The sequence below is a fragment of the Paenibacillus sp. FSL K6-1330 genome (genome assembly GCF_037976825.1).
Classification (GTDB): Bacteria; Bacillota; Bacilli; order Paenibacillales; family Paenibacillaceae; genus Paenibacillus_AQ.
On record NZ_CP150269.1, the window covers coordinates 362,324 to 378,389 of the forward strand.

The following is a 16,066-nucleotide window of genomic DNA, read 5'->3' on the forward strand; positions in this document are numbered from 1 at the left end:
CTATGGAGCATGAGGATGCTAGTTTAGAGAAGTAAACAAGATAAAACTTAATCTTTATATATTGAAACAAAACCGAGGTGAAGAACATGAGTGAATTCATTAATAACCGTGAAAATGGAGTTTCTGCTCATCGAACCGGCCGTATAAATATGCTCAAGGATATCATTAAAGAGCTGCACTATGGAAAAAGCGTGGAGGAAGTAAAGGCCAAGTTTAATCAAGCCGTAGGGGAAATTTCCGTTGATGAGATTTCGGAGCTGGAGCAAGTGCTGATGCAGGAGGAAGGAATACCCGTAACTGAGGTACAGCGACTGTGCAGTGTGCATGCTGCCGTATTCAAAGGTTCCATCCAAGACATTCACAGAGCTCATCAACCGGAAGAGCAGCCTGGACATCCAGTGCATACCTTTAAAATGGAGAACCGAGAAATTGATCGACTGGCAAATTTCAGAATCGCCCTGCATCTGGATCAATTTCTTAAGGATCAAGGAGAGGCAAACCGCCTCAAATTGCTAGAGGATTTCAGTCTCCTCTATGATGTAGATAAACACTACAGCCGCAAAGAAAATGTGCTGTTTCCTTTTCTCGAGAAATATGGGATCTGTGGACCGACCAAGGTGATGTGGGCAGTAGATGACGGTATCCGATTGGGAATAAAAGAAGTGAAATCCAAACTCACTCACTTTGATGGCAATGCCGAGACCGTAGTGGATCTGGCAAAACGCGTCTTAACCGAAGTAACAGAAATGATCTATAAAGAGGAACATATCTTATTACCAATGGCTCTGGAAAAGTTGACGGAAGACGAATGGCTTCAAATTGCTGCCCAAAGCGAAGAAGTCGGTTATTGCTTAATTGCGCCCGATCAAGAATGGATTCCCGAAAGAGCAGCTGAACCTGGCGCAGATCAGGGATTGGGGTCTTCTCCGCTGCAAGAGGGATATATCCGAATGAGTACAGGCATTTTATCGGTCAGACAGATGGAATCCATCTTAAACCATTTACCAGTCGACCTAACCTTTATCGATGAAAATGATATCGTTCGATATTTTTCACAGGGAAAAGAACGAATCTTCGTTCGTACCAAAGCGGTAATCGGCAGAAGTGTTCAGAACTGCCATCCTCCGCAAAGCGTTCATGTCGTCAATCAGCTACTTGCTGATTTCAAGGCAGGTGTCAAAGATGCAGAAGATTTCTGGATCCCGGTTAAAGATAAATTTGTTTACATTCGCTATTTTGCCGTAAGGGATGAAGAAGGAAACTATTTAGGTACGCTTGAATTCACTCAAAACATTAAGCCGATTCAGGAACTCACAGGTCAAAAACGGATACTCTCTCCGTAAGTTGTTACGCGAACCCTAAAACCGCATCCAGAGAAAGTAAAGGGCAAAGCTGGGCCGATTTCCCGCCACCGTCATAGCAGATGCCGGATATGCGTCCTTTCCATAAAAGAGGGCTGTCCTTCAAGTAGAATATCTACTTGAAGGACAGCCTTTGTTGTTAAATCGTAACGGATTTCCTGCTAATGATGAACTGTACGGTTAGTCATGATTTAGGTCATTTGGCATAAGGTACTTTACTTTTAACTGGACGCTTTGGGTTTGAATTCGTAATCGGCTCTGTCCTCCGACTATGGGAAAAGGGAATTGGTTCCAAGGACCTAACGATTTTTTTGCTATTCTGTTACTTGTTCCTTTTGTGAAGATGGATAACCTTTACTAGAATAATTACATTAATCTGTATATTGTTGAGGTGAGTGCCATGGGCAAAATATTAGTTCCTCCGGAAAGACTTATGGAGATATCCCAACAATTTGCACAGGCCAGGGAGATCGGGGTGCAAATTTGCAACCACCTTACCCAGCAGATTCATATCCTTGAAAGTGGATGGGAAGGTACGACAAGGCAGCAATTCTATCAAAATTTCCAGCTTGCCCGTCAGCAAATGGATAATTTTACTGCAGCGGTGGGTTCGGTCAGCACGGAATTACATACGATTGTCAACCGCTTTAAAGAGGCCGATTCCACTCAAGCTTCGTTACAGGCAAGGACGGCCGCCGATCCGATTGATCAAACCCAGAACGTGTTAGACAGCTCGCTTGAAGCAAGAGATAATCTGGAAAAGTGGGGAACTCTCCTTTACAGCTCTGTGGGCGCTTCCTTAGTCTTAAGTAAGACGGTACAATTCAGAGTAGATCCCAGAAATCCGTCCCGAGCCAAAATTCATAATGCGCCATGGGTTAAAGGCAAAGGTAACAATACGTTCTTGAAGAACCTGGCAAGAGGCATAAATCGCCAGATTGTGAACCCAGGCCTCATGATGAAAGGAATCAAAGGCTTTGATAGAGTGGCAAGCAAATTCGGTCTCAATTTTGGGTTAGGCTTTAGTCAAGCTAAGAACTTTCCTCAATGGACTAGACAGGTCATAGCCGGCGTAGAAAAAGGTAGATATGGGATCGCCACCAAGAAAATTCCAGGTATGATCGCCAAAAAGATATTCCCGATTAACGCAACCTTTAATGTGATCGGCGAGGCTTCCGGCCTTGTCAGTAAGTATCGTGAAGGCAAGCTTAACGGCGAAGAAGTAGCTGTAGCCGCATCCAACGTTGTTGTAAAAACAGCCGCGACCTATGGCGGGGCTGTAGCAGGCGGAGCCGTCGGTGCGATGATTGGTGGCCCGGTTGGTGCGGCCATCGGTTCCTATGTAGGTGGTACGGTTGGAGCTTTTGTCGGTGATGGCGCAGCTAAAGTTGTCGAAAAGGGAGTTCGCTGGATTAGCGGACTGTTCAAATAATTTCAGGAAGGCGCTAAATTATGAACGCAATATCTTATCGGAAATCCGTGGCATGGGGCAAATCACTTGGCAGTTTACTGTTTGTGTTGGCCTGCCTGTTTCTGCTGTACGCGGCTTTTTTTATGGATACTTCCTTTATTCGTAAGTTTTTTTGTATCACATCAGCCATAATAGGGATTCCGTTTTTTGGAGGATATTTGGTTGTCAGCTTGCCAAAGGCGCTGAAATCAGACACGCAGCTGCTCACCTACGATCAAAATTCCATTTCAGATGGTACGCGGACTGTAGCCTGGACGGAGATTACAAGCATCAGCTACAGCGGCCCTTCCATTCGGAAGTGGCTGCTTCCGAAATTTCCTGTGCTGATTTTTCATTTGAAAAACAGAGAGACCTGGACGGTGAATACGTATTATTTGTTGACCGATACCGAAATCCAGTCTGTCATGAAGCGCCTGCGGGGGCTGATCAGCCGTAACGGAAAGGAAACGAAATAGATCTGTACTGGAGGATTTGCTTACATGAGCGAGCATACCTATATATTTTCATTAGAAGAGCTGGGATACACCTTGGCCGTTCATCAAGGGGAGGAAATGGCTGCAGGACTTATGAAGGCATACTATGGAGACCTGTCTGAAGACAGATGGGAGCTTCTATTTCAGGCAGCTACACATAGTTTGATGTCCAAAGGCTTTATAGAATCGATTGATGAAGAGAACGGAGTGGTTCGTTTTACTTCCGAAATTACGCAAATGATTCAGCACTTGCTGCAGAGCAATTATATGCTGAGAGGGATTACCGATCGGAATTCTAGCAAAGTACTGACCATCCACGAGCTGCAGCAGCGGTATTTGTACCACTTGTCTGACAATAACACGCTTCATTTTCTATCCTGGACAGAGCCGCAGGATTGGGAAGAGGAGCTTGTACGTTTCTATGGAGTGAAGCCTTCGAAAGCTGAAGGGATGACTTTATCCGAATCCAAGGTTGTGATCACTGAAGAATTGTGGAACCGGCTGACAGCTGGTGAATCCCCTGCCTGCCCTCTCTATGACGAGCTTTCATCCGACCAACAGCGGCTGATTGCAGAATGGCAGCAGGATTTTCAAACCAATGCCCGTACCATGGACAATCTAAGCACGATAAGAATTGGAAGCGGAAACCAGACGGCAATCGAGGATATTTTGTTTGTGCTTCCTGCCAAAGAAGGGGTCTGGATTGTATGTAATCAGGAAGCGGACAGGAATGAGGAACCACAGATTTGCATTGAGCTGCAATCCTTCTCTGCATGCAGAAAGACGCTAGGCTCTTTTGCTGGAGCTTTGACTTAGGGAATACGGTAAGTGTAGTACTGCTCATCTGAAAGGTCTTCTATGCGATCCATAATCTTAGCACCCTTCGGCCATATCGAATCAGACTAAGAGAGCACCCTTCCGGTGCTCTCTTTTGTTTTTCAAACAGACAGTCTTACCCTAGCTTATTCCAAATCAACCCATCGATGTCTTATCTTGGACTTTGCGTGGTAATAGAATTCAATTTATAATAATAGGCTAATCTTAAACTACGTCAGGAGGAAATAATGGACTTTATCAAAAACCAACTAGACGGATACGGCATGAGCGAACCAACCATTGGATATCTCTCAAATATGATCATGGTTGTTTTTATAGCCGTTGTCTCTATATTAGCCAATTTTTTAACCAAAAAAATCGTATTGAAGATCATAATTCATATTGTCAATAACAATCGTTATACATGGGATAATATCATTGTCGAGAAAAAAGTATTCCACAAGCTGTCACATCTCGTGCCGGCGATCATTATTTATTTTTCGGCGTCCATCTTTCCGCCCTATCAGATTCTGATTGAAAAGGCGGCAATGACGTACATGATTATCGTAACCATCACGGTGCTCAATGCGCTGCTTAATGCCTTTGATGACATCTATCGTTCGTTTGAGGTCTCCAAGATCAGGCCGATCAAGGGATACATTCAGGTGGTGAAGATCGTTCTCTTCATCATCGGCGGCATTGTGGTGATCTCAAACCTCATCGGTCAGAATCCGTTGATCATTCTCAGTGGGCTTGGTGCTTTATCGGCCGTGCTGATGCTAATCTTTAAGGATTCCATATTAGGCCTGGTGGCAGGCGTTCAATTATCGTCGAATGACATGGTGCGTGTCGGCGACTGGATTGAAATGCCGAAATACGATGCGAACGGCGACGTGATCGACATTACGTTAAACACGGTAAAGGTGATGAATTTCGATAAGACAATCACCATGATTCCGAGCTACGCTCTCATCTCCGACTCGTTCAAGAATTGGAGAGGCATGCAAGTATCCGGCGGCCGAAGAATTAAGCGAAGCGTCTATATCGATACGACCAGCATAAGTTTTTGTACGAAAGAAATGATTGAGGAATTCCAGAAGATTCACTACCTTACCGATTATGTCACGACAAAAATAAATGAAATTCATACGTATAACATCGAACACCAGATTAATACGGATAGCAAAGTGAATGGCCGACAACTTACGAATATCGGTGTATTCCGAGAATATATCCATCAATATCTGAGGCATCATCCGAAAATTCATCAGGATATGACGCTGATTGTCAGACAGTTAGCACCGGGAGATAACGGACTGCCGTTGGAAATCTACGCTTTCAGTAATGATACCGCCTGGGGAGTGTATGAATCGATTCAAGCGGATATTTTTGACCATATTTTTGCCGTTGCGCCGACATTTGGGCTGCGTGCTTTCCAAAACCCAACCGGCCATGATATCGTTCAACTCAAAGAAAGCCCGGAATATTCGCGAGGATATTGAGATCTGATCGTAGGCGTCGAAACGAGTTGAAAAGTAAGGCCTGAATAAAATAAGTCTGTAACGGCGATATGAGGGGCATGAGTTCGGTACTTTACCGGATTCATGCCTTTTAGCTTCGCCTTAATTCCCTTGTCATGGAAGTAATCTAAGACCCGGTTCAATATCTCATCTTGAATATGCGTTCCGTTGGAGGCGATTACGCCGATTCCCGTAGGGTGCATTTATTCGATATTGGCCATGGAGAGAAGTGAAATGGGGGTTGACGATTTCACGCGGGAGGAGAATGGCTAACCGGTGTAGAAGCAATGGTAGAACATGGCCATATCTCAATCGAGCGTCATTGGTCGGCGGGTGATAGACATTGCTCGAACTCGACATGTCCGCTAAGATTATCCGCGCTAGGCAGGAAGTACAAGCCAATGAAGGCCGAATCGCTTTGCAGCGCGGCCCACGTCATATATCACTCAGATTGAGTCTTGGTCATGTATGAACTAAGCGCAGCACAGGAGAGGAGTGTCTACCATTGAACATTAACAATCCGATCATACCCGGCTGGTATGCAGATCCCGAAGCCAGAACGTATGAGGGGAAGCACTGGATTTATGCGACGCGGTCCTTCACGGAATATACGATGCAGATGAATCTGGACGCATTCAGTTCCGACGATCTGGTCCATTGGGAGAAACACGAAGGCATTATCGAAATGGCGGATTTTCCATGGATATGGAGGGCGGTTTGGGCACCGACCCATATCGAGCGCCAAGGGAAATATTATCTCGTGTTTGCATCGAACGATATTCAATCGAACGAGGAAACCGGCGGCTTGGAAATCGCCGTTGCGGACCGTCCGGAAGGGCCGTACAGAGGCTACTTGGGGAAGCCGCTCGTGGATAAGTTCATTCATCAGGCACAGCCGATCGATGCGCATCTATTCAAGGACGAAGACGGAACGATCTATCTGTATTATGGCGGATGGGGGCACTGCAACGTTGCACGGATGAACGAAGAGATGACGGGATTCGTTCCATTGGCAGACGACGGCAATGAAATTTTCCGTTCCATTACGCCGGAGGGATACGTGGAAGGTCCTTGTATGATTAAGAAGGACGGACTTTATTATCTCATGTGGTCCATGGGCGGATGGACGAATGGAACCTATCGCGTTGCCTATGGCGTAAGCGACAGCCCGCTCGGTCCATTCAAGAATGAAGGCACGATTCTAGAGCGACAGGAGCCGATTGCCGAAGGACCCGGTCATCATGGCTACTTGCATCTGCAAGAGAGAGATGAATGGCTTATCGTATACCACCGCCGAATCATTGGAGACACCGAGCCGGGCCATCGCCAGCTATGTATGGATCGGATGCGGATCGGCAACGGCAAGATTGAGCCGGTCATCATGACTTAATTAAGGGAATCCATGGTGAAAAAGCGGCGCGCAATCGGTCGTTTTTTTGCGTCTTCGTAAGGGTTAGGTGTTGGGAAATACCGGAAATAATCCGTATGATATAATCTAGTTATATCTTTTGACCATGGCAGGAGGATAGAACCCGAAATGGCTATATTGAAGAATGACTGGGCGTCATATTTAGAGCAAGAGTTTACGAAACCATACTATTTACAGCTGCGGGAATTTCTCATTGAGGAATATCGGACGAAGACTATTTATCCTGATAAATACGATATTTTTAACGCGCTGCACTATACGTCGCTGGCCGACACCAGAGTTGTCATTTTGGGCCAGGATCCTTATCATGGACCGGGACAGGCCCACGGCTTAAGCTTCTCTGTCAAAGAGGGCGTCAGCACGCCTCCTTCCTTGCAAAATATGTTCAAGGAGCTTCAGGATGATCTGGGCTGCTTCATTCCCAACAACGGCCATCTGCTAACATGGGCGCAGCAAGGGGTACTCCTTCTAAATACGGTTCTCACTGTAAGGGCCCATGAAGCGAATTCTCATAAAAACAGGGGATGGGAAAGCTTTACGGATAAGGTCATTGAGACGATCAATCGGAAAAATGAGCCTGTCGTGTTCCTGTTATGGGGAAGCCACGCCCAGAAGAAGGCGGAGCTCATTACGAATCGGCAGCATACACTGATTCGTTCGCCGCATCCGAGTCCGTTGTCTGCGCACCGAGGTTTTTTTGGCAGCAGGCCGTTTTCACGTGCTAACGAATGTTTACGCAATATGGGGCTTCAAGAAATTGATTGGCAAATTCCTAACTTGTAAGAGGAAGGAGAGGGGCCATCCATAGTGAAACCTCTTCATCCCGCAAGCAATTGTATCTGGACAATGAAAAACCACATCCGCATGAGGATGTGGTCTTTTTCCGCTGGAATGTCTGCTTGTGATAGGCTCGGGATGCTCCATTCGCTATGTTATTAGTATAAATTCGTACAAATAAGCTGTTGGTCCAATACTATTTTCTCCTTCAATCATAAGATACATAGAATACGATTAAAGGAGGACTTATAATGGCTGAACAAGTTAGAGTGAGCCCGCAATTCAAAAGGCTCTGTACCCAATTTGCAAGAATTCTGGGAGGCGAATCGGAAATCGAGGAAGGTCCGGTTTGTTTTGTCACGCGTATGACGAACCTAAGGGAATCCATCTTGGGAAGAAGAACGCGCTCCCCTTTGGTTCAGATGCAAATGTTTTCCTTCGAATCTCTTGATAAATCGGGCCGCGCGCTTTGTTTGGGTGAGACTGCCGTTCACCAAAATCAGGTGAATCGATTGATGTCGAATCTCCGCAAACGTGGGATAAAAGTAACAGCGGTTCATAATCACTGGCTAAAAGAACAACCTCGTTTAATGTATATGCATTGGGAATCTATTGACAATCCTGTTGCGTTTGCAAGAAAAACAAAAGAATCCATTGCATTCTTGGGTTAATGCCGTTGAGTGATTTTGCTCGTATTTCTATCATTTAATGAGAGGATGATTTCGTATGGCGGAAGTGAAGGCAAGTCCTCGCTTTAGAAGATTATGTAACCAATTCTCGGCCATTCTAGGCGGAACGGAGCATGAAATAACAAAAGGACCGGTTTGTTTTGTCTCCAGAAATCGGAGAATAAGAGCATCTATTTTAGGAAGACGGACGACTTCCCCTTTGATCCGTTATCAATTATTCTCCTTTGAAAACCTGGACAGTTCCGGTCGCGCACTTTGTTTAGGGGAAACCGCTCTCTTACAAAGTCAAGTAAATCAATTGCTGACCAATCTTCGCAAAAATGGGATTAAAGTGACAGCGGTCCACAATCACTGGCTGTTTGAGAACCCGCGTTTAATGTATATTCACTGGGAGTCGATCGATGATCCCATTGCATTTGCAAGGAAAGTAAAACGCTCCATTGCATTCTTGGGTTAATGTAAGGGCAAAATGAAGGCCCTTGAAATAGACAATTCAGCCGTTAATTATGTGAGGTCAAGGTGAATATTATTCAATTTGTACCCGTAGAAAAGCGACCGTGATAGGTCGCTTTTCTACGTTTTCACATTTGAAAGGAAGGTAAACAACGCGTGTTCATGGAGTTCAGACGGTGCTAACGATCCTAATGATAGTTCTTGGATTCATTTTCTTTGTATTTGTCATCGCTGTCATGCAGCGCTTGTTTCCGGCGATCGTTGCGAGCCTGCTGCTGTTGCTGGGCCTCATGGCTGTTCACGGGTGTCTCTGCCAGCTGTTCCACCGTGTTGATAAGGTTCTTGTCCGGTTGGTTTGTGCTCAATTGAAAGCTCCTCCTTGTATACTTATATAAGTTAATGAGGATTATTATGTGCTGGCCGTTGTACGGATATACGTGTTGTAGATCTACAGTGGACGTTTGATGGCAACGATTCGTGAATGTATGGAACAAGATTATGTTATTGAGCACATAGAGCAGCGATTTCATTGCACGGTATTATGATATCCCTTCAATTTATTGTATTTGAGAGGATTGTAATGGTTTATGGATGAAAGAAAAAGCCCCGAAAATTTCAGGGCTTATATGCTATAATTTGGAATGTACAACACACCTTGAGTGGGCGCAACCTCCGAAAGGAGGTGATGCGATGAACATTTCGTTTGGTGAAGTGCTTACCTTCGGGTTATTCCTGTTGGCATTGCTAACTTACATCGATAAACGAAAGTAACCCACTCTTAGGTTGTCGCCGAAGTGGGTTACTTTCTGATCACACCTGATCTTGGAGGGAACTCCACTCAAGATGTTGTACTGAGGACGGTTGGCACACCGTCCTTATTTCTATTCTTATCTTATCATACCCGTTTTTAGTCCTCAACGATTGTGTTTAGCAAATTATTATCCGGATGATCCCTCAACCGAAACTGCACTCTTTTCAGCAACTTCAAGACTTTTTCACATATTCCTATACAGAATTTGTTACTATGATAGTACATAGATGCCTCATACCTAACGTTAGAATTCGTCAGGCATTTACTAATCTTTCTTCATTATCAATTGGATACAGGAGAAAACAAACGGGAGGGAATATATTGAGTACACAGAGAATGGGAGCTCCTTTGGAAGGCTTTGCTGAGTTTAGCCGAAAGGTCGCTGCCGAAGGTACCGTATTGTTAAAGAATGAAGGACAGGTGCTTCCCCTTCAACCGAACGAAACCGTTGCTGTTTTTGGCAGAACGCAAATTAATTATTACCGCAGTGGTACGGGTTCGGGTGGGAGCGTTCATGTTTCCCATACAACGAATCTGCTCGGCGGCCTTCGGGATAAGAAGAACATCACCGTCAACGAACAATTGGCAGCTGCCTATGAACAGTGGATCGAACAAAACCCTTTCGATAATGGCGGCGGCGGTTGGGCGGCTGAACCGTGGCATCAGAAAGAAATGCCTCTGACCGATGAGCTGGTATCCGCAGCAAGACAGGCATCCGATAAGGCGATTGTTGTTATCGGGCGAACAGCGGGTGAAGATCAGGATAATGCCAATGAGCCGGGCAGTTACCAGTTAACGTCCGAAGAAAAAGCGATGCTGCAGCAGGTGACCACGCACTTCGAGCACACGATAGTTGTCCTGAATGTGTCCAACATTATCGATATGAGCTGGATACGCGATGATAGTTATGTGCACCCGATTTCCTCTGTGATTTATGCTTGGCACGGTGGAATGGAAGGCGGTAACGCGATTGCGGACGTATTGGTTGGCGAGGTGACGCCAAGCGGCAAATTAACCGACACGATTGCTTATGCGATCGAGGATTATCCATCGACCCGCAATTACGGCAACGAGCTCAAGAATGTTTATCAAGAAGATATTTATGTCGGCTACCGTTTTTTCGAAACGTTTCGACCCGCTGCCGTCCAGTATGAATTCGGCTTCGGTTTGTCGTATACGTCGTTTGAAATCGAGCCACAAGAAGCCAGGTTGGTGGTTAGAGAGGGAGCGCAATACGTTGAAATCGGAGTAAACGTAAAAAATATCGGGACCACTTATACAGGTAAAGAGGTTGTGCAAGTTTATTACGAAGCGCCGCAAGGCGTCCTGGGCAAGCCTGCCAAAGTATTGGCGGCATTCGGAAAGACGCAGGAGCTTGGGCCGGGGGATTCGCAGACGCTCACGATCAGCTTCCCGGTCCACGCCATGGCTTCCTATGATGACGCCGGTGTGACGGGACAGGCTTCCGCTTATGTCTTGGAGGCCGGAACCTACCGTTTGTATGTGGGAACCAGCGTGAAGAATGTGAAGCCTATCGGTTTGGATGGCCAAGATGGTTACGTTGTAGAAACGCTGCAAGTTGTGGAGCAGCTGCAGGAAGCCATGGCGCCAATGGAAGGCTTCACCCGAATGAAGCCGGGCAGTCGCAAGGAAGACGGCTCATACGAACTGACATATACAGAGGTGCCGCAGCGCAAGATTAACATGGAGGAGCGCATTCACCAAAACCTGCCGCTTACCTTGGAGCAAACGGGCAATCGAGGTTATACCTTAAGGGACGTTTATGGGGGAAAAGTCAGTTTGGAAGCCTTTATCGCTCAACTAAGCGATCAAGATCTGGCGGTGATCGTCAGAGGAGAAGGCATGAGCAGTCCGCTGGTTACAGCGGGAACGGCTTCGGCTTTTGGCGGGGTGAGCGACAGCTTGCTCGATTACGGAATTCCGGTGGCTTGTACGGCGGATGGGCCGTCCGGGATTCGGATGGACAGCGGACAGCAAGCAACGCAGGTGGCTATTGGAACCCTGCTTGCGGCAACCTGGAACACTGAGTTGGTCGAAGAGCTCTATGTTATGGAAGGCCGAGAGTTGCTTAGCTATAACATTGATACTTTACTTGGACCGGGTCTGAACATTCGGCGCAGCCCGCTGAATGGACGTAATTTTGAATATTTTTCGGAAGATCCGCTGATCTCGGGAGTATTTGCTGCTGCATGCACACGCGGGATTATGAAGGGCGGCTCCAATGCCACCCTGAAGCATTTTGCCTGCAACAACCAGGAGAAGCATCGCAGTAAAGTCGACGCTGTTGTGTCCGAACGCGCCCTTCGTGAAATTTATCTGAAAGGCTTTGAAATCGCGGTGAAGCAGGGCGGGGCAAACTCCATCATGACCTCGTATAACCCGATCAATGGACACTGGGCGGCTTCCAATTATGATTTGAATACCACTATTCTACGGGGAGAGTGGGGATTCCAGGGCATCGTGATGACCGACTGGTGGGCCATTATGAACGATGTAGTGAACGGAGGCCCAGCCGATCGCAAAAACACGAACTGGATGGTCCGCGCCCAAAATGATCTCTACATGGTGGTTATGAATTACGGTGCGGAAATCAATGCATGGGAAGACAATACCTTGGCATCCTTGGAAAATGGTACGCTGACTCGCGGAGAGTTACAGCGTAGCGCCATGAACATTTGTCGGTTCCTGATGCATGCGCCGGTATTTTCAAGAAAACAGGTGATCGAGGAAGCCGTAGGTACTTTTAAATCCGCTCCTTCTCTCGCGCCGGAACAAGCACAAACTTTATCGAAGAGCACGCAAGTAAAGCCGGTAGCAGCGGGGTCGACTTATGTGAAGGTCGAAGAATCCGGCGAGTACCGGATCATTGTGCGCATTATGTCTCCGGAATCCGAACTGGCCCAAAGCGCGTGCAACGTAACGCTGAACGACCAACCGGTAACCACGATTCAAACGAATGGTACCGACGGCAGATGGATCAGACAGAAGCTTGTCAAAGTAGATCTGGAAGCGGGGTATTATGAGATGAAGCTGGACTTCGTCAAGCCCGGCTTGCAGATCGACTGGATTGAATTTAAACAGGTGTAAATTTAGAAACAAAGGGGTATCCAACAGATCTAGGATCTTTTGGATACCCCTTTTTCCTACTGATGTCCAATATGTGTGACGAATGTCATCGAGAAAATATTTGAATTTTGAATAATAAGGGTGATGCAAGAACTTAAAGAGATGAAAGGGTGTGAGACGTTTGGCAGCAGCAATCCGTGAATGTGTGGAACAAGACTATGTTATTGAGCATGTGAAGCAACGATTTCATTGTACGGTATTATGGTGTGAAGGGCGTGCATGCCTGGAATATAACGGCGAGGAAGAGCTAGCGCGAATATCGGATTACGTAAAACAAACGTTTGATAAAGAGCTGCTTGACGTATTTTTCACAGCTATTGAAAGCCTTCCGCTGGATGCTTAAAGCATGATTATCTCATGCATTCCCTTGGCTGTCTTCGGACAGGGGAGCGACTCCCCTCGTCTCCATACCTTAAATCCGCAAAGAGCGGGTGCTTTGATATGAACGTGTAAATGATAAAGCTCAGAAGATCCACCATACAGCAAAAGACACTGACCGCAGGCCAGTGTCTTCTTCATGTTCTGAAGCAGGAACATACTTATTAATGCATCAAGTCGTTAGGAACAGCGCTAGCAAAAACACTCTGGTTGATCCGGAGGTTCATTTTGCTGCACGTCGTCTGGGGAAGCTGTTGTGGTGTCATATGCAACTACTGCATGGGTGGCGTGACTGAGGATGGCACCTGCGCGAGTAGTCGTTGCTACGAATACAGCTTCAAGGATTTCTTCTCGTGTACCGCCTAATTGTTTGAATTTCTTCACATGAACGTCGATGCAATAAGGGCAACCTGTAACATGGGCGATGGCCACGGCAATCAGTTCTTTTGTCTTTAGCGGGATGTGATTGAGTGTCTGGTAGACGTCTTTTTCAAAGGCTAGAAAAGAGGCGGAGGCCTCGGGGGCAAGCTGCATAAGCTCGGGAATTTTCTTTAAGTTGGAAGAGTCGTAATAATGGGTCATAGCGGTCTCTCACCTGTCCCTCTCTTTATCCGGCAGGAATTGATCCCGAAAATACGGTTGATGAAGCAGATTCGAGTCAGGACATTAAACAATAAAACTAGCCCGATCAGACCGATGTACCTCCAGTTACTATCTAGATAAAAAAGAACAAACAGAAGAGGGAAACTCAGAATGAACCGGAATAACCGGTCGATACCACCGACATTTTTCATATCATACCTCCGCATCATTGGAATTAATTCCATCTTAGCGGGATATCGAATCCTTTTCCGTGACTAAGTCACGATAAGTATTGCTGGATGATCTCCTCTAGAGCCAATCGATCGGTAAGACGGATATTCCCTCTGGATAGCGACAGGATTCCTTGGTTTTGAAAGTCCTTTAGCATTCGACTAATGACTTCCCGGGCTGTTCCTAGCTCTACGGCTAACTGTTCATGCGTGATCTTCAATGCTGTTAGATCGTCATTCGTATTCGTATATAAAAAATGGGCAAGTCGATAGTTCATCGGTTTAAATGCAATGTCCTCGAGAAGGTTCGTAACGGCCGTTATTCTCTGCACAAATTGCTGATAAATAAATTGTCTAAGAGGTTTGTTATGATCCATCCATTCTCTAAATACGCCTACCGAAATAAGCAAAATTTCGCTTTCCACTTCAATTGAAGCCGAGGCTTCATATTCCGATTCTCCCAGAATACTTGCCATCATGAGCACGCAGCTTTGCCCGCCTTGGACTCGGTATAAGGTAATTTCTCTTCCTTGCTCACTAATCTTATGAATTCGGACGCTTCCCTTCACCATAAACATCGCATGCTGCAGCATATGGCCCTCTTGAATCCTATGCGGAGTAGAAGGGTCTATGGACACGAGCTCAGCGTGTTGCCAATCACGATGCGGAATCGTGGACAGGAAAGGGAGAACAGCGGTTATTCGATCAATTTCAGAGGGATTCATAGGGGGCTCCTTTTACAATTGAATTCAGCGTCGTAAACCTGGAAGTGTTAATTCTCATTATAGGCCTAATTAATATTAGATGGTGATTATATGTGATTTCAGGGAAAGTGAAAGGGTGTAACGCAGGCTAAGGCTTTGGCTTGTCGGGGCTGAGCTGTGGAATAGTGAAATGATCCCCAAACCTGTCGTTTGGGGATTCTTAATGAGGGGCATATGTAATGGAGGGTGTTTGAGGGCTGCAGGATGATTAGATAAACGACCCATGAAGTTCACGATTACTCACTTATGGTATCTAAGACCAGGGCCGTTAGCTGGTGCACGGTATGTTCGTTTAATGGACGTTGAATCTGGTACATAGCCATACTGCCGGACATGCGGGCCGTAATGTCAAAATGCCACTTCGTTAATCCGCTGCCGGATAGAAGTTGGTTTCGATAGGTATGACGATGCAACAGTGGCAGCTTCTCTAATTTATCAACCGCACGTATATGCAGTTGACGGCAATCCGTTTTAACGAGCTCAAAGATGCCAGCCAGCGGCAGGGGCTTGTTGGAGAATTGGGATGTAACGGGGATGGCGAACTTGGTTTCACGGTCGAACAAGGGCCGGAAATGACGGGAGTCCATTCCAAAAACTTCGAGGCTTTCCTGCCAAAGCTTTTGTTGAGGGTAAGCTGGCGTTACATAAGGAGTATTTTGCTGATCCAGCGTCACAGCGATGACATCATCCGTTACCAATTGATATCCTTTCTGCAGAAAGGCAGAGGCCAGCGTCGACTTCCCGTGTCCCGAGTGGCCGATGAAGGCATAGGCTTTATGGTCAATGACTACCGCACTGCCGTGCAGGGGGAGTATTTTACGCTGCAGTAAAAGGGCACCCATACAAGATCCAAGCACGTACAGCCGGATTTTATCCTCTGCAGCGCCCTTCTCTGGGGAGACAGAAATGGTCGTCCCGCCCTCTATTGCAAAAACAGCGAGTTCAGGTACTCTGAACATGACCCTATCTTCGGTACATAAGAATGTTTTATTTGACTTATCAGGTCTTCCAAGCCATCTTTCGGTCAGATCAGCATAACGGATGACAATATCGGCAAAAGCATCCGGGAGGACGACGGGCTGTAACTCAGGCAGGGGAATGTCACTATGGATGGAAAACCCGAAGGCCTTATATGCGGTTGGCTTATACGTTTGAAGCATGGTCC

16 protein-coding genes are annotated in these 16,066 nt (G+C 46.3%); 11 read left to right on the plus strand and 5 right to left on the minus strand.

Annotation, left to right across the window (positions count from 1 at the left end; genetic code table 11):
• Positions 1-86: 86 nt before the first annotated feature.
• The 9 genes from NYE54_RS01645 (at position 87) to NYE54_RS01685 (ending at position 8,993) form a co-directional block, all read left to right on the plus strand.
• On the plus strand, positions 87-1,343 hold the full coding sequence (locus NYE54_RS01645; protein WP_339269528.1) for a DUF438 domain-containing protein: 1,257 nt from the start codon (positions 87-89) through the stop codon (positions 1,341-1,343).
• A gap of 418 nt (positions 1,344-1,761) precedes the next feature.
• Positions 1,762-2,793 carry a WXG100 family type VII secretion target gene (locus tag NYE54_RS01650; RefSeq protein WP_339269530.1) on the plus strand — a complete coding sequence of 344 codons (1,032 nt, stop codon included), beginning with the start codon at positions 1,762-1,764 and terminating at the stop codon, positions 2,791-2,793.
• Positions 2,794-2,813: 20 nt separating this feature from the next.
• Positions 2,814-3,287, plus strand: coding sequence for a DUF5381 family protein (locus NYE54_RS01655; protein WP_339269532.1), 474 nt, complete (start codon positions 2,814-2,816; stop codon positions 3,285-3,287).
• A gap of 24 nt (positions 3,288-3,311) precedes the next feature.
• The gene (locus tag NYE54_RS01660) at positions 3,312-4,121 is read left to right on the plus strand and encodes a hypothetical protein (RefSeq protein WP_339269534.1); all 810 of its coding nucleotides are present in this window, start codon (positions 3,312-3,314) and stop codon (positions 4,119-4,121) included.
• Positions 4,122-4,369: 248 nt separating this feature from the next.
• A complete protein-coding gene (locus NYE54_RS01665; RefSeq protein WP_339269536.1) occupies positions 4,370-5,623 on the plus strand; it encodes a mechanosensitive ion channel domain-containing protein in 1,254 nt (417 codons plus the stop codon).
• A 523-nt stretch (positions 5,624-6,146) separates the two neighbouring features.
• Complete coding sequence (locus NYE54_RS01670; RefSeq protein WP_339269538.1) at positions 6,147-7,031, plus strand: glycoside hydrolase family 43 protein; 885 nt, start codon at positions 6,147-6,149, stop codon at positions 7,029-7,031.
• A gap of 147 nt (positions 7,032-7,178) precedes the next feature.
• Complete coding sequence (locus NYE54_RS01675) at positions 7,179-7,853, plus strand: uracil-DNA glycosylase (protein ID WP_339269539.1); 675 nt, start codon at positions 7,179-7,181, stop codon at positions 7,851-7,853.
• 245 nt (positions 7,854-8,098) lie between these two features.
• Positions 8,099-8,518, plus strand: a complete 420-nt coding sequence (locus tag NYE54_RS01680; RefSeq protein ID WP_339269541.1) for a DUF1259 domain-containing protein — start codon at positions 8,099-8,101, stop codon at positions 8,516-8,518.
• 55 nt (positions 8,519-8,573) lie between these two features.
• Complete coding sequence (locus NYE54_RS01685) at positions 8,574-8,993, plus strand: DUF1259 domain-containing protein (protein ID WP_098741451.1); 420 nt, start codon at positions 8,574-8,576, stop codon at positions 8,991-8,993.
• 184 nt (positions 8,994-9,177) lie between these two features.
• Here the strand turns inward: NYE54_RS01685 and NYE54_RS01690 are convergent, their stop codons facing one another.
• Positions 9,178-9,354, minus strand: coding sequence for a hypothetical protein (locus NYE54_RS01690; protein WP_215162802.1), 177 nt, complete (start codon positions 9,352-9,354; stop codon positions 9,178-9,180).
• A 767-nt stretch (positions 9,355-10,121) separates the two neighbouring features.
• On the opposite strand from NYE54_RS01690, the gene NYE54_RS01695 reads away from it, so the two are divergent.
• Positions 10,122-12,908, plus strand: coding sequence for a glycoside hydrolase family 3 C-terminal domain-containing protein (locus tag NYE54_RS01695; RefSeq protein ID WP_339269543.1), 2,787 nt, complete (start codon positions 10,122-10,124; stop codon positions 12,906-12,908).
• Positions 12,909-13,059: 151 nt separating this feature from the next.
• Positions 13,060-13,290, plus strand: a complete 231-nt coding sequence (locus tag NYE54_RS01700) for a hypothetical protein (RefSeq protein ID WP_306024461.1) — start codon at positions 13,060-13,062, stop codon at positions 13,288-13,290.
• Positions 13,291-13,517: 227 nt separating this feature from the next.
• On the opposite strand, the gene NYE54_RS01705 is transcribed toward NYE54_RS01700, so the two are convergent.
• The 4 genes from NYE54_RS01705 to NYE54_RS01720 form a co-directional block, all read right to left on the minus strand.
• Positions 13,518-13,907 (minus strand): carboxymuconolactone decarboxylase family protein, encoded by a 390-nt coding sequence (locus NYE54_RS01705; protein WP_339269545.1) that lies wholly within the window; start codon positions 13,905-13,907, stop codon positions 13,518-13,520.
• On the minus strand, positions 13,904-14,152 hold the full coding sequence (locus NYE54_RS01710; RefSeq protein WP_339269546.1) for a DUF2892 domain-containing protein: 249 nt from the start codon (positions 14,150-14,152) through the stop codon (positions 13,904-13,906). The genes NYE54_RS01705 and NYE54_RS01710 overlap by 4 nt, the downstream gene beginning before the upstream one ends.
• Before the next feature lie 35 nt (positions 14,153-14,187).
• Positions 14,188-14,862 carry a Crp/Fnr family transcriptional regulator gene (locus tag NYE54_RS01715; RefSeq protein ID WP_339269548.1) on the minus strand — a complete coding sequence of 225 codons (675 nt, stop codon included), beginning with the start codon at positions 14,860-14,862 and terminating at the stop codon, positions 14,188-14,190.
• 275 nt (positions 14,863-15,137) lie between these two features.
• A complete protein-coding gene (locus NYE54_RS01720; RefSeq protein ID WP_339269550.1) occupies positions 15,138-16,061 on the minus strand; it encodes an aldolase in 924 nt (307 codons plus the stop codon).
• Positions 16,062-16,066: the final 5 nt, after the last annotated feature.

Excerpts from the sequence above, each read along its gene's own strand:
- NYE54_RS01645 (WP_339269528.1), top strand. The coding sequence starts at position 87 with ATGAGTGAATTCATTAATAACCGTGAAAATGGAGTTTCTGCTCATCGA.
- NYE54_RS01650 (WP_339269530.1), top strand. The coding sequence starts at position 1,762 with ATGGGCAAAATATTAGTTCCTCCGGAAAGACTTATGGAGATATCCCAA.
- NYE54_RS01655 (WP_339269532.1), top strand. The coding sequence starts at position 2,814 with ATGAACGCAATATCTTATCGGAAATCCGTGGCATGGGGCAAATCACTT.
- NYE54_RS01660 (WP_339269534.1), top strand. The coding sequence starts at position 3,312 with ATGAGCGAGCATACCTATATATTTTCATTAGAAGAGCTGGGATACACC.
- NYE54_RS01665 (WP_339269536.1), top strand. The coding sequence starts at position 4,370 with ATGGACTTTATCAAAAACCAACTAGACGGATACGGCATGAGCGAACCA.
- NYE54_RS01675 (WP_339269539.1), top strand. The coding sequence starts at position 7,179 with ATGGCTATATTGAAGAATGACTGGGCGTCATATTTAGAGCAAGAGTTT.
- NYE54_RS01680 (WP_339269541.1), top strand. The coding sequence starts at position 8,099 with ATGGCTGAACAAGTTAGAGTGAGCCCGCAATTCAAAAGGCTCTGTACC.
- NYE54_RS01685 (WP_098741451.1), top strand. The coding sequence starts at position 8,574 with ATGGCGGAAGTGAAGGCAAGTCCTCGCTTTAGAAGATTATGTAACCAA.
- NYE54_RS01705 (WP_339269545.1), bottom strand. The coding sequence starts at position 13,907 with ATGACCCATTATTACGACTCTTCCAACTTAAAGAAAATTCCCGAGCTT.
- NYE54_RS01710 (WP_339269546.1), bottom strand. The coding sequence starts at position 14,152 with ATGGAATTAATTCCAATGATGCGGAGGTATGATATGAAAAATGTCGGT.
- NYE54_RS01715 (WP_339269548.1), bottom strand. The coding sequence starts at position 14,862 with ATGAATCCCTCTGAAATTGATCGAATAACCGCTGTTCTCCCTTTCCTG.
- NYE54_RS01720 (WP_339269550.1), bottom strand. The coding sequence starts at position 16,061 with ATGCTTCAAACGTATAAGCCAACCGCATATAAGGCCTTCGGGTTTTCC.